This window comes from Nocardioides szechwanensis, from assembly GCF_900103935.1.
In the GTDB taxonomy this organism is placed as follows: domain Bacteria; phylum Actinomycetota; class Actinomycetes; order Propionibacteriales; family Nocardioidaceae; genus Nocardioides; species Nocardioides szechwanensis.
Genome location: NZ_FNIC01000001.1, coordinates 70049 through 83068 on the forward strand (window position 1 = coordinate 70049; position 13020 = coordinate 83068).

The 13020-nt window shown below is 73.0% G+C and carries 13 protein-coding genes; 4 read left to right on the forward strand and 9 right to left on the reverse strand.

All coding sequences use genetic code 11. The annotated features are described in order from the left end of the window. Nucleotides 1–185 precede the first annotated feature (185 nt). Nucleotides 186–1781 carry a citramalate synthase gene (gene cimA, locus BLR90_RS00345; protein ID WP_091021547.1) on the forward strand — a complete coding sequence of 532 codons (1596 nt, stop codon included), beginning with the start codon at nt 186–188 and terminating at the stop codon, nt 1779–1781. Here cimA and BLR90_RS00350 read toward each other — a convergent pair. Continuing rightward, complete coding sequence (locus tag BLR90_RS00350) at nt 1758–2387, reverse strand: TetR/AcrR family transcriptional regulator (protein ID WP_091021549.1); 630 nt, start codon at nt 2385–2387, stop codon at nt 1758–1760. The two genes, cimA and BLR90_RS00350, sit on opposite strands and share 24 nt — an antisense overlap. Nucleotides 2388–2461: 74 nt before the next feature. On the opposite strand from BLR90_RS00350, the gene BLR90_RS00355 reads away from it, so the two are divergent. Beyond that, nucleotides 2462–3010 (forward strand): NADPH-dependent FMN reductase, encoded by a 549-nt coding sequence (locus BLR90_RS00355; RefSeq protein WP_091021551.1) that lies wholly within the window; start codon nt 2462–2464, stop codon nt 3008–3010. A gap of 8 nt (nt 3011–3018) precedes the next feature. Here the strand turns inward: BLR90_RS00355 and BLR90_RS00360 are convergent, their stop codons facing one another. Next, nucleotides 3019–4770, reverse strand: coding sequence for a SulP family inorganic anion transporter (locus tag BLR90_RS00360; protein WP_218029327.1), 1752 nt, complete (start codon nt 4768–4770; stop codon nt 3019–3021). 40 nt (nt 4771–4810) lie between these two features. Here BLR90_RS00360 and BLR90_RS00365 point away from each other — a divergent pair, with 40 nt between their 5' ends. Both BLR90_RS00365 and BLR90_RS00370 read left to right on the forward strand, forming a co-directional pair. Then, nucleotides 4811–6202 (forward strand): amidase, encoded by a 1392-nt coding sequence (locus BLR90_RS00365; RefSeq protein WP_091021553.1) that lies wholly within the window; start codon nt 4811–4813, stop codon nt 6200–6202. A gap of 22 nt (nt 6203–6224) precedes the next feature. Then, nucleotides 6225–6734 carry a GNAT family N-acetyltransferase gene (locus BLR90_RS00370; protein ID WP_091023102.1) on the forward strand — a complete coding sequence of 170 codons (510 nt, stop codon included), beginning with the start codon at nt 6225–6227 and terminating at the stop codon, nt 6732–6734. A 69-nt stretch (nt 6735–6803) separates the two neighbouring features. On the opposite strand, the gene BLR90_RS00375 is transcribed toward BLR90_RS00370, so the two are convergent. The 7 genes from BLR90_RS00375 to bioB form a co-directional block, all read right to left on the reverse strand. Continuing rightward, complete coding sequence (locus BLR90_RS00375; protein WP_091021555.1) at nt 6804–7418, reverse strand: energy-coupling factor transporter transmembrane component T family protein; 615 nt, start codon at nt 7416–7418, stop codon at nt 6804–6806. After that, complete coding sequence (locus BLR90_RS00380) at nt 7415–8110, reverse strand: energy-coupling factor ABC transporter ATP-binding protein (protein ID WP_091021557.1); 696 nt, start codon at nt 8108–8110, stop codon at nt 7415–7417. The genes BLR90_RS00375 and BLR90_RS00380 overlap by 4 nt, the downstream gene beginning before the upstream one ends. 9 nt (nt 8111–8119) lie before the next feature. Further along, nucleotides 8120–8734, reverse strand: a complete 615-nt coding sequence (locus BLR90_RS00385) for a biotin transporter BioY (protein ID WP_091023104.1) — start codon at nt 8732–8734, stop codon at nt 8120–8122. 78 nt (nt 8735–8812) lie between these two features. Further along, entirely contained in the window at nt 8813–9499 is a 687-nt protein-coding gene (gene bioD / locus BLR90_RS00390; RefSeq protein WP_091021559.1) for a dethiobiotin synthase, read from the reverse strand. Next, nucleotides 9496–10629, reverse strand: coding sequence for an 8-amino-7-oxononanoate synthase (locus tag BLR90_RS00395; RefSeq protein ID WP_091021561.1), 1134 nt, complete (start codon nt 10627–10629; stop codon nt 9496–9498). Before BLR90_RS00395 ends, bioD begins: the two co-directional genes overlap by 4 nt. Continuing rightward, entirely contained in the window at nt 10626–11906 is a 1281-nt protein-coding gene (locus BLR90_RS00400) for an adenosylmethionine--8-amino-7-oxononanoate transaminase (RefSeq protein WP_091021562.1), read from the reverse strand. Before BLR90_RS00400 ends, BLR90_RS00395 begins: the two co-directional genes overlap by 4 nt. Nucleotides 11907–11918: 12 nt before the next feature. Beyond that, the gene (gene bioB, locus BLR90_RS00405; RefSeq protein WP_091021564.1) at nt 11919–12989 is read right to left on the reverse strand and encodes a biotin synthase BioB; all 1071 of its coding nucleotides are present in this window, start codon (nt 12987–12989) and stop codon (nt 11919–11921) included. Between the last annotated feature and the right edge of the window lie 31 nt (nt 12990–13020).

The window sequence follows — 13020 nt, forward strand, 5'->3', positions numbered from 1 at the left end:
TGTCCACCGGCTGGGCGTCGTGGCACGATGGAGCCATGCAGCACCGCGTCATCATCATTCGCTAGCGCATCGAGCACCCCGCCCGATGCGCCACCTCTCGTACCCCGAGAGGTTTTTTTGTGCCCGAAAGAGACTCCGGAGGAACGACGGAGTCTCTTGAGAAGCTTGAAGATCAAGGACTCCCGATGGACCTGCACGGCGCCTTCCACGTCTACGACACCACCCTTCGCGACGGCGCGCAGCAGGAGGGTCTCAACCTCTCGGTCGCCGACAAGCTGAGCATTGCCCGCCAGCTCGACGGGCTGGGCGTGGGCTACATCGAGGGCGGCTGGCCGGGCGCCAACCCCAAGGACACCGAGTTCTTCCGCCGGGCCGCCCAGGAGCTCGACCTGCGCCACGCCAAGCTCGCGGCGTTCGGCGCGACCCGCAAGGCCGGCGTCCGCGCCGCCGACGACCCGCAGGTCGCGGCGCTGCGCGACAGCGGCGCCGGGGTCGTGACCCTGGTCGCCAAGTCGCACGACCGGCACGTCGAGCTCGCACTGCGCACCACGCTCGAGGAGAACCTCGAGATGATCCGCGACACCGTCAGCCACCTCAAGGCCGAGGGTCAGCAGGTCTTCCTCGACGCCGAGCACTTCTTCGACGGCTACCGCGCCAACCGCGACTACGCGCTCGAGGTCCTGCGGACGGCGTACGGCGCGGGCGCCGAGGTCATCGCGCTGTGCGACACCAACGGCGGGATGTTGCCGCCGTGGGTGTCCGACGTGGTCCACGACGTGATCGAGTCGACCGGCGTGCGCGTCGGCATCCACTGCCACAACGACACCGGCTGCGCGGTGGCCAACACGCTGGCCGCGGTCGACGCCGGGGCCACCCACGTGCAGGGCTGTATCAACGGCTACGGCGAGCGCACCGGCAACGCCGACCTGATCTCGGTGGTCGCCAACCTCGAGCTCAAGCTGGACCGCGAGGTGCTGCCCGCCGGGCTGCTCAAGGAGTCGACCCGGATCGCGCACGCCGTCGCGGAGGTCACCAACTTCCCGCCCGCGTCTCGTCAGCCGTACGTCGGCACCTCGGCGTTCGCCCACAAGGCCGGGCTGCACGCCAGCGCGATCAAGGTCGACCCCAACCTCTACCAGCACATGGACCCGGTCGGCGTCGGCAACGACATGCGGCTGCTGATCTCCGACATGGCCGGCCGCGCCTCGATCGAGCTCAAGGGCAAGGAGCTCGGCTTCGACCTGTCCGGCGACCGCGAGCTGGTCGGCCGGGTCACGGCACGCGTGAAGGAGCTGGAGCAGCGCGGCTACACCTTCGAGGCCGCGGACGCCTCGTTCGAGCTGCTGCTGGTCGAGGAGGCCGAGGGCACGCGGCCGTCGTACTTCGAGGTCGAGTCGTGGCGGGTCATCACCGAGACGCTCACCCACGCGCAGGCGGGGGAGGAGGCGGTCTCGGAGGCCACTGTGAAGCTGAAGGCCGCCGACGTGCGCTACGTCGTGACCGGCGAGGGCAACGGCCCGGTCAACGCACTGGACTCGGCGCTGCGCACGGCGATCGTGCAGGCGTTCCCGGAGGTCGCGAAGTTCGAGCTGATCGACTACAAGGTGCGCATCCTCGACCAGGGGCACGGCACCGACGCGATCACCCGGGTGCTGATCGAGACCACCGACGGCGAGTCGTCGTGGGTGACGGTCGGCGTCGGGCACAACGTCATCGAGGCGTCGTGGGGCGCCCTGGTCGACGGGCTGACCTACGGGCTACGGCGCCACCACGTCGACTGAGTCGGGCGGGTCGGCGGTGACCACCCGTCGTACGAGGTCGTCCCAGCCGCGGCGGATCCGGTCCAGCGGCAGCTGCTCGATGTGGGTCTGCTGCTGGAGGATGACCTGCTCCAGGGGCGCGAGCAGCGCGGTGGTCAGGATCGGGATGTCGCCGCACACGCCGATCTCGTTGAGCAGGTAGCGCACGTGCATCGCCGCGAACGACACGGCGGCGAACGCCCTCGCGCCGGAGTGGCCGGCGGCCTGGATCAGGTCGCCGTGCAGCAGGTTGGTCTCCATGCGGGAGTGGCCGAACGCCAGCAGGCGCTCGAGCGGCGGGGCGCCGGGCCCGAGCGGCGGGGGACCGGACAGGACGGAGGCCTGCCACGCCGTCTCGGAATGGTTGAGCAGGGCGGCCATCAGGCCCTCGCGGCTCTCGAAGCGGCGGTAGACGGTCCCCTTGCCCACGCCGGCGCGGGCGGCGACGGCGTCCATCGTCACGGCCTCCACCCCGCAGCGGCTGACCAGCTCCTGGGCCGCGGCGAGCAGCGCCTCGCGGTTGCGGGCCGCGTCGCTGCGCTCGACGGGAGCGCCGTCGAGGAGCGGCAGCAGTCGGAGCCCGTCCATGCCCGAACTCTAGGGCGAAGGAAAACCTCGCGCCTCCGGGAATAGAAAGCGGACCACAGTCCGTTTAGTCCAGCATGACTCAGACACCCACCCGCATCGTGGCCCTCGTCGGCAGCCTCCGCGCCGACTCCCTGAACCGTCGCATCGCCGAGGCGCTGCGTGACCAGGCTCCCGAGGGAGTCGTCGTCGAGATCGCCTCCGGGCTGGCCGACCTGCCGTTCTACAACGAGGACGTCGACGCGACCCAGACGCCCGCCGCCGCGGCTGCGCTGCGTGAGCTCGTCGCCGGCGCGGACGCGGTGCTCGCGGTGACGCCGGAGTACAACGGCACCATGCCGGCCGTGCTCAACAACGCCATCGACTGGCTCTCGCGGCCCTACGGTGCGGCCGCCCTCTCCGGCAAGCCGTTCGGTGTCGTCGGCGCCACCCCCACGCCGTACGGCGGCAAGTGGGCGCACGAGGACGCCGTCCGGTCCTTCGGTGTCGCCGGCGCGGTCGTCGTCGACGGTGCCGTGCACTCGCAGTCGGCCATCGACGTCAACGTGCTCGAGGACGCCGACATCCTCGGTCGCCTCCAGGCGGTCGTCGAGTCGCTCGCGGCCTTCCAGCCCACCGCTGCCTGACCCTTCGACTAGTGCGGTGCCCCCTCGGGGGGCCTGCCGTGCCGGGCGGCGTACTCCGCGGAGTACGCCGCCACGGCCGTCGGCAGCGTGGGGTAGATCCGCTCCGGACCGATCCGCTCGCTCAGCCCGTAGCGGTCGAGGTCCACGCGTAGGTCCTGCTTGACCCGGGTGAGCGCGAGCGTCGTACCGGACGACGCGAGCTCCTCGCGCAGGTCCTCGAGCGCGTCGAGCGCGGTCAGGTCGACCTCCACGTTGGCCTCCATGTTGACCAGCAGCCAGGCGACCGGCTCGTGGGTCGCCCGCTCGGCGTCGGTGACGGCGGCCAGCGCCCGGTGCCGGAAGTCCTCCGCGTTGGCGAAGAACAGCGGTGAGTCGTAGCGGTAGACGACGAGCCCCTGCACCGTCGTGGCGACGGGGTAGTCGTCGACGTCGTGCATGCCCGGCAGGTCGGGCACGTAGCCGAGGATGCCGTCGTGCCCGCGTGCCACCCGGCGCAGCAGGTCGAGGATCGAGAGGCCGATGGCGAGCCCGATACCGGGCAGGATGCCCAGCGTCAGTACGCCGGCGGTCGTGGTCGCGGTGAGCACCAGCTCGCTGCGCCGGAACCGCGCGATCCGCCGGACCTCGGCCACGTCGACCAGCCGGATGGCGGCGTAGGCCACCACCCCGGCCAGGGCGGCGTTGGGGAAGGTGGACAGCACCGGCGCCAGCGCCACCATCACCACGAGCACCGTCGCCAGCGCCACGAGCGAGTGCAGCTGGGTCTTGACGCCGAGGGTGTCGCCGATGACGGTCCGGCTACCACTGCTGCTGACCGGGAAGCCCTGGGTCAGGCCGACGGCGATGTTGGCCGCGCCCAGGGCGAGCAGCTCCTGGTCGGCGTCGACGTGCTCGTGGTGGCGGGCCGCGAACGCGCGCGCGGTCAGCACGTTGTCGGTGTAGCCGACGACCGCGATGCCGAACGCGGGCAGTGCCAGCTCGAGCATCACGTCGAGGGGTACGTCGGGCAGGCCGGGCGTCGGCAGCCCGCGCGGGATGTCGCTGACGGTGGAGACCCCCCGGGCCTCGAGGTCGGCCAGCCAGGTGACCGCGGCCGCGAGCAGCATGGCCACCATCGGGCTGGGCCAGCTCGGCCGGAACCGCTGCGCGACCAGCAGCCCGAGGGTGACGGCCAGCGCCATCGTGATCGTCGGGCCGTGGACGTCGGGCAGGTGCCGGGCGGCGTAGGCGACCTGCTCCAGCGGGTCGTCGGCCTCGATGGTGAGCCCCGTGAGCTTGCCGAGCTGGCCCGCGATCATGAGCACGGCGATCCCCGCCATGTAGCCGATCAGCACCGGTCGCGACAGCAGGTCGGCCACGAACCCGAGCCGGACCAGGCGACCGACCAGGCACATCAGGCCGACCAGCACCGCCAGCATCGCCGCGGCGGCGGCGTACCGATCCGGGTCGCCCGCGGTGACCGCGCCGACGGCTGCGGCGCTCATCAGCGCGGTCGTCGACTCCGGACCGACCGACAGCCGCCGCGACGACCCGAGGAGCGTGTAGACGAGCAGCGGCGCGAGCGCGGCCCACAACCCCGCGACCGGCGCCAGCCCCGCGACCGCGGCGTACGCCATCACCTGCGGCACGAGGTACGCCGCCACGGTGACGCCGCCGAGCAGGTCACCGCGCAGCCACGTGCGGTCGTAGTGGCGCAGCACCGCGAGCCCGGGCAGTAGTGGGCCGGGCGCCGAGCGGTTGCGGGTGAGCTGGTGGGCCACGTGGCCAGTCAACCGCGTCGATGACCACTAACGTCGTGGCATGGCCGAACTGCACGACCTGACCGCGCTCGAGCAGGGCGCACTCGTGCGCGCGGGGGAGGTCTCCGCCCTCGAGCTGACCGAGCACTACCTCGACCGGGCCGCACGGCTGGACGACGTCGGCGCGTTCGTCACGCTGACGCCGGACCTGGCCCGCGAGCGCGCGCGGTCGCTGCCGCCCGGCGACGGCCCGCTGCACGGCGTGCCGACGGCGATCAAGGACCTCAACCTCACCGCCGGCGTGCGCACGACCTTCGGCTCGGCGGCGTTCGCCGAGTTCGTGCCGGACGTCTCCGACGGCGTGACGCTGTCGATCGAGGCCGCGGGCCTGGTGAGCATCGGCAAGACCAGCACGCCGGAGTTCGGCTCGCCCTGCTACACCGAGCCCGAGGGCCGACCGCCCGCGGTGACCCCGTGGGACCGCACCCGGATGGCCGGCGGCTCCTCCGGCGGCGCGGCCGCGGCCGTGGCGGCCGGGCTCGTCCCGGTGGCGCAGGGCTCCGACGGAGGTGGCTCGATCCGGATCCCCGCGTCGTGCTGCGGTCTGGTCGGGCTCAAGCCCTCGCGCGGCCGGATCTCCGGCTTCCCGATGTACGGCGACCCGGTCGGGCTGGCGACCTCCGGCTCGATCGCGCGCACGGTGCGCGACGCGGCGGCCCTGCTCGACGTGCTCGCCGGGCGGCGTCCTGGTGACCCCTCGTGGGCCCCACCTCCGTCCTCGACCTTCCTGAGTGCCTGCGACCGCGACCCGGGGCGCCTCCGGGTCGCTCGCTTCATCACACCAGTGATCGCCGACATCGCGGTCGACCCCGAGTGCGTGCAGGCCTACGACGACGCCTCGCGGCTGCTGGAGTCGCTCGGCCACGAGGTCGTCGACGTACCCGTCCCGCTGCCGCGCGACTCGGTGCCGCTCTTCGAGACCTGCTGGGCGGTCCTGACCGCGCTCTCCGTCGTGCCGCCCGAGCAGGAGCCGCTGCTGCGGCCGCTGACCCGCTGGCTGAGCGCCCGCGGCAACGCCGTCAGCGGACCGGAGTTCGGGCTGGCGATCGGCGCGATCCGCCGCCTCGCCGCCCAGGCGCTGACCGCGCTGGCGCCGTACGACGCGGTGCTGACGCCGACGCTAGCGACGCCGCCGCTGCCGGTAGGTGCCCTGCGCAACGACGACGAGCCGGAGGCCGACTTCGAGGCGCAGAAGGCCTTCACGCCCTGGACCTCCGCGTGGAACGTCACCGGCATGCCCGCCGTGTCCCTGCCGCTGCACTGGACGGCGGAGGGGCTGCCGGTCGGTGTCATGCTCGCGGCCCGGCCGGCGGAGGAGGAGCTGCTGCTGTCGCTCTCCGCGCAGGTCGAGGCGGCGGCGCCGTGGTCCCATCGCAGGCCGCCGCGGTGGTGACGCGGTGGTGACCAGTCTGGTGATGTGCCACACCGCCGAGATGACGCCTGAGGAGCTCGGGGCCGTGCGGGCGCTGATGGACTCCGCGTTCGGCGACTTCACCGACCACGACTGGGACCACGCGCTCGGCGGCCAGCACGCGCTGGTCATCGACGACGGCGAGGTGGTCGCCCACGGCGCCCTGGTGATGCGCCGGTTGCTCCACGCGGGCCGCTCGCTGCGCTGCGGTTACGTCGAGTCGGTGGCGACCACGCCCGCGCGCACGAGGGAGGGGCACGCCGCCACCGTGATGGCCGCGCTCGAGAGCCTCGCCCCGGCGTACGACGTGCTGGCGCTGTCGGCGACCGAGGCGGGCGTGGTGCTCTACGAGGCGCGCGGCTGGCACCCGTGGCGCGGCCCGACGTCGGTGCTCGCCCCGACTGGCATCGAGCCGACCCCCGACGACGACGGGTCGGTCTACGTGCTCGGTGGCGCCGGGCTCGACCTCGACGCCGAGCTCATCTGCGACTGGCGCAGCGGCGACGTCTGGTAGCCGGGTGTTCGGCACGAGACGTCATACGGACGGGAGCAGGCGCTTCCACCGTACGTATGACGTCCAGGCTCAGTCGTCGCCGATGCCGCGCGCGTGCAGCGCGTCGCCGGTCTCGTGGGCGCGGGCGACCACCCGGATCACGAACGGCGTGAGGTAGGCGCGCGGGTGCCTGCCCAGGCCGCGGGCGCGGGCCGCGTCGCGGGTCTCGAGGGCCAGTGCCACCGTGCCGGGCAGCGACTGGATCGCGAGCGCGAACGTCAGCGCCACCCGCTCGGGGTCGACCCCCACGTGGCGCAGCGGCCGCACCCAGCGGATCAGGGCATCGAGCATCGCGTTGACCGGTGTGGTGGCGGAGACCACGATGGCGGCGAGCGCCAGCGCGACCAGGTCGACCAGGGTCTCGATGGCCTTGTCGCGGCCGTACCACCACCACTGGAGCGCGGCGACGAACACCGCGAAGAGCAGGACGACGCGGGCGGCGCGGGCCAGCACCCCGAGGCGGACCCGGGCCAGCAGCGCCAACCCGAGCGCCACGGCGAGGAAGACCCAGGAGGCGCGCACGTCGCGGACCAGGACGACGGTCAGGCTGAACGCGCCGAGTCCGAGCACCTTCACGCCCACCGGAAGCCGGTGCAGCAGGGTCTCGCCCGGTTGGTAGACGCCGACCAGGATCGAGCTGCTCATGTCGCGACCGACGTGACGTAGTGCTCGACGGCCGCCTCCGCCGCGCCGTCGAAGACCACTTGGGCCTCGTCGACGACCAGCACCCGGTCGCAGCGCCGAGCCAGGTCGAGGTCGTGGGTGACCAGGACCAGCTGCTGCTCCAGCCCGAACAGCAGCTCGGCCACGCGTCGGGTGTTGGCGAGGTCGAGCAGGGTCGTGGGCTCGTCGGCGACCAGCACCGTCGGCTCGGTGGCGAGTACGCCGGCCAGCGCGAGCAGCTGCTTCTGGCCGCCCGAGAGGGCGTGCACGCTGACGTGCGCGTGGTCGGCCAGGCCGAAGCGCTCCAGTACCGCCAGGGCGAGCTCGCGCCGCCGGTCGGCGTTGCGCTCCTTCTTGCGCAGCGACAGCTCGACGTCCTCCACGCAGGTCGGCATGACCAGCTGTGCGGCCGGGTCGGTGAACGCGAACGCGACCGTCCGCCGTACGGCGGAGCCCTGGCGCGCGACGTCCATCCCGTCGACCAGCACCCGCCCCGAGGTGGGGGAGACCAGGCCGTTGAGCAGCCGCGCCAGCGTCGACTTGCCGGACCCGTTGGCGCCGATGACACCGACCCGGCGCTCGGTCAGGGTGAGCGTCGTGGGGGCGAGGATGACGCGCTCGCCGTCGGGGACGTCGACCGCGACGGTCGCGCCGTCGAGCTCGATCGTCGCCATGCGCGGAGACTAGCGGCGCGGATGCAGGAGCTGCGGGAACGCCCGGTGCACCTCGGCGGCGATCAGCGCGACCAGGGTGGTCTTGACGACGTCGCCCAGCCAGAACGGCGTGTCGTAGCCGACCGCGTCGGACCACGAGACGTCGAAGAACAGCTTCATCCCGGCGATGCCCATCGGGTGGATCACCAGCACGCTGCCCACGAGCGAGCACAGGAAGACGAAGACGGCGCGGGTCTTGCGCTCGCGGCCGGCGACGTACTTGACGAGGAACCCGGCCAGGGCGGCGGCCAGCGGGAAGGACCACAGGTAGCCCGCGCTCGCGCCGGTGAAGACGCCCAGGCCCGAGGAGTGCTCGGCGAAGACGGGCAGGCCGATGGCGCCGAGGCCGAGGTAGAGGGCGGCCGCGAGGAAGCCGCGCACCGGCCCGAGCAGGCAGCCGCCGAGCATGATCGCGAACGTCTGGAGCGTGATCGGCACTCCGGAGCCACCGACCGGGATCGCGCCGACGTAGGCGACCGCGGAGGTGAGCGCTGCGAAGGCCGCGATCAGCGCCAGGTCGGTCGTGCTGAAGCGCGCGCGGCGCTCGTCCTGCTGCTCGTCCTGCTGGGCGGGGGTCTCGCTCATGGTCATGCTCGTCCTTCGGGTTCGGTCCCTGAACACCAGGTGAACGGTGTTCAGGTTAGGTGTCGGCGGAGGACGCGGTCAAAAGCCGAGGAGCCAGCTCGCAGCCTGAGCGCAGAAGTCCGCCCGGGCGAGGGCGCCCGCCCCGGCCGGCACCACCCCGATGAGCGGTACGCCGGTCACGCGCGGCAGGTCGTCGAGGTTGCAGGTCTCGGCCAGGTCGGGCTCGGTCGGCCACGAGCCGATCACCAGGCCGGCCGGCTCCAGGCCCCGGGCGCGCAGCGCGTCGACGGTGAGCTCGGTGTGGTTGAGGGTGCCCAGACCGGCGGCCGTGACGACGACGACCTCCACCGGCAGGGTCTCGGCCAGCTCGACGGCGAGGTCGAGGAGCGTGCCGCCGGCGGCGTCGAGCCGGACCAGCAGTCCGCCGGCACCCTCGACCACGACGGTGTCGTGGTGAGCGGCCAGGTCGCGGATGTGGTGGGCGTGGTCGGCCACCGGGGGGATCGACACCCCGGCCCGGCGGGCCGCCGTGTCGGGGGCGAGCGGCTCGTCGAGGGTGGTGAGCTCGTGCACCGCGCAGCCGGTGAGTGCGTGCACCACGGCCGCGTCGCCGGGGGAGCCGTCACCCGTGCCGGTCTGCACAGGTTTCACGACGACCACGCGGCCGTTGGTCGAGGCGGTCGCGGTGGCGGCGAGCGCCGCGGTGACGACAGTCTTGCCGACGCCGGTCGAGGTGCCGGTGACGACCACGACCCGTGCGGTCACCCGTGCTCCTTGACGACCGCGACGAGCACCTCGGTGGCGCGCGCCCAGTCGTCGTCGGAGATGCCGGCGTTGACGGTGATCCGCAGCCGGGACACGCCGTCCGGCACCGACGGCGGCCGGAAGCAGCCCACTCGCAGCCCGTGCGCGAGGGCCTCGGCCTGGGCCGCGACGGCGACCTGGGGCGACGGCATCGGCACCGACAGCACGGCGCCGGCCGGCGGCTCGACGCCGAGGGCGGCAGCGAGGTCGAGCACCCGACGTCGTACCAGGTCGGGCAGCTCGGGGTGCTCGCGCAGGATCCCGAGAGCGGCCAGCGCCCCGCCGGCGGCAGCGGGTGCGAGGCCGGTGTCGAAGATGAACGGCCGGGCCCGGTTGACCAGGTGGTCGATGAGCTTGGGCGAGCCCAGCACCGCGCCGCCCTGGCTGCCGAGCGCCTTGGACAGGGTGGCGGTGACGACGACGTGCGGCACCCCGGCCAGGCCGTGCGCGTGCACCAGGCCGGCGCCGTGGACCCCGAGTCCATGGGCCTCGTCGACGACCAGCAGGGCGTCGTGCTCGGCCGCGACGGCCGCGAGGTCGGTCAGCGGCGCCTCGTCGCCGAGCACGGAGTAGACCGACTCGGCGAGCACGATCGCGCGTTTGTCGCTGCCCGCGAGCGCGGCGCTGACGGCGGTGACGTCGCTGTGGGGGACCACGACCAGCTCGGCCCGGGAGAGCCGGACGGCGTCGACCAGCGAGGCATGGATGTGGGCGTCGGAGACGACGAGCGTGTCGCGGTCGGCCAGCGCGCTGACGATCGCGAGGTTGGCGTGGTAGCCGGTCGAGAAGACCAGCGCGGCGGGCTGGCCGAGGTAGCCGGCGAGCTCGGACTCGAGCTGTTCGTGCAGCCGCAGCGACCCGGTGACCAGCCGTGAGGCGCCGGCCCCGGCGCCCCACATCAGGGCCGCGTCGGCGGCCGCCGCGGTGACGATCGGGTCGCGCGACAGCCCGAGGTAGTCGTTGCCCGCGAGGTCGACGGTGTCGTCGGCCGCCGGCCGGGGGCGCAGCGTACGGCGGAGCCCGGCGGCGTCGCGGGTCGCGGCCTGGGCGGCCAGCCAGTCGGTCCATGTTGTTCGGTCAGGGTGCCTCATGCGACCTCCGCCGCTCGGGTGACGGCCGCGCAGATGAGCGCGAGGTCGTCGTCGTCGGTGATGTAGGGCGGCATCGTGTAGATCAGGTCGCGGAACGGCCGCAGCCACACGCCCAGCTCCGCGGCGGCGTCGGCCGCCTTCACGACGTCGACGGGGTGGTCGAGCTGGACGACCCCGACGGCGCCGAGGGTGCGGACGTCGACCACGGCCGGGTTGTCACGCGCACCGGCGAGGCCGTGCTCGAGGCCGCGGTTGATCCGGGCGAGGTTGCCGGCCCAGTCCCCGCTGGTGAGCAGGTCGAGGTTGGCCAGGGCGACAGCGCAGGCCAGCGGGTTGCCCATGTAGGTGGGGCCGTGCATGAGCACCCCGGACTCCGACGCGGAGATGCCGGCGCCGACGGCGGCGGTGGTGAGGACGGCCGCGAGCGTCAGGTAGCCGCCGGTGAGGGCCTTGCCGACACACATGATGTCGGGGGAGACGCCGGCCGCGTCGGCGGCCCACATCGTCCCGGTGCGGCCGAAGCCGGTCGCGATCTCGTCGAAGACCAGCACCAGGCCGTGGCGGTCGGCGACCGCGCGCATCACCCGCAGGCACTCGGCCGGGTAGGGGTGCATCCCGCCGGCGCCCTGGAGCAGCGGCTCGACGATGATCCCGGCGACCTCGCCGGCGTACTCGTCCGCGAGGGCCTCGAACGCCTCCGCCCACCCAGGTACGCCGTCAGCGGTCGCCGGCGGGCGCGGGGCGAAGACGTGCTGCGGCAGGACCGCGGCGAACATCGAGTGCATGCCGCCGACCGGGTCGCACACGCTCATGCAGCCGAAGGTGTCGCCGTGGTAGCCGCCCTCGATCGTCAGCATCCGGGTGCGCTCGGGGCGACCCAGGCCGCGCTGGTGCTGGATCGCCATCTTCAGCGCGACCTCGACCGAGACCGAGCCGGAGTCGGCGAGGAACACCTTCTCGAGACCGGCGGGGGCGAGCTCGACCAGGCGCTCGGCCAGCCGGACGGCGGGCGCGTGGGTCAGCCCGCCGAACATCACGTGCGCGAAGTCGCCGGCCTGGCGGGCCAGCGCCTCGTTGAGCACCGGGTGGTTGTAGCCGTGGATCGCCGCCCACCACGACGACATCCCGTCGACCAGCTCGCTGCCGTCGGCCAGGGTCAGCCGCACGCCGGACGCGCCGGTGACCAGGCGCACTGGCGTCGGGTCGGTCATCGACGTGTAGGGGTGCCACAGGTGCCCGCGGTCGTAGGCGAGCAGCTCCTCGGTCGTGGCGGCCATGGGTGCGGAGCCTCAGGCGTTGGGGAGCGCGGCGGTGCCGGCTCCGCGCCGACGAGCGGTGGGGGTGTGCTGGCTGTTGGCGCCGTCGGGGCCGGGCTCGGTCTCCGCGCCGAGCACCACGAAGCCGTTGTCGCGGATCATCTCGAGGTCGGCCTCGGCCGCCTGCCCCTCGGAGGTGAGGTAGTCGCCGAGGAAGATCGAGTTGGCCACGTTGAGCGCCAGCGCCTGGAGCGAGCGCAGGTGCATCTCGCGACCGCCGGCGATCCGGATCTCCTTGTCCGGGCACACGAAGCGCGCCATCGCGAGGATCTTCAGACAGCGGGTGGGGGAGAGCTCCCACGTGTTCTCGTACGGCGTGCCGTCGAACGGCATCAGGAAGTTGACTGGGATCGAGTCGGACTCGAGCGCCTTCAGCGCGAAGAGCGCCTCGACGAGCTGCTCGTCGGTCTCGCCGAGCCCGGCGATGAGCCCGCTGCACGGCGACAGGCCGGCGGCCTTGACCTTGGTGACGGTGTCGACCCGGTCGGCGTACGTGTGGGTCTGCACGATCGTGTCGTGGTGGGACTCGGCGGTGTTGATGTTGTGGTTGTAGGCGTCGACGCCGGCGTCGCGCAGCCGCTCGGCCTGGCCGTCCTTGAGCAGGCCGAGACAGGCACAGATCTCGACCTGGGGGTTCTCGGCCTTGATCGCGCCGACCATGTCGGCGACCCGGTCGACGTCCTTGTTGGTCGGGCCGCGGCCGCTGGAGACCATGCACACCCGGGTGGCGCCGCCGCGCAGCCCGGCGGCGGCCTGGGCGAGCGCCTCGTCGGTGTCGAGCCACTTGTACTTCAAGATGTCGGCGGTCGAGCCGAGCGCCTGCGAGCAGTAGTTGCAGTTCTCGGGGCACAGGCCGGACTTGAGGTTGACCAGGTAGTTGACCTTGACCGTGTTGCCGAAGTGCCGGCGGCGCAGGCGACCGGCCGCGGCCACCACGTCGAGCAGCGCGTCGTCGGGGGCGCGCAGGACGGCGAGGGCGTCATCCGCGGTGGCGGGAGTGCCGTCGAGGATGCGGCTCGCGAGCTGGTCGAAGGTCGTGGTCAAGGCGCGCTCCTCGTGAGGTGAACAGCGTTCA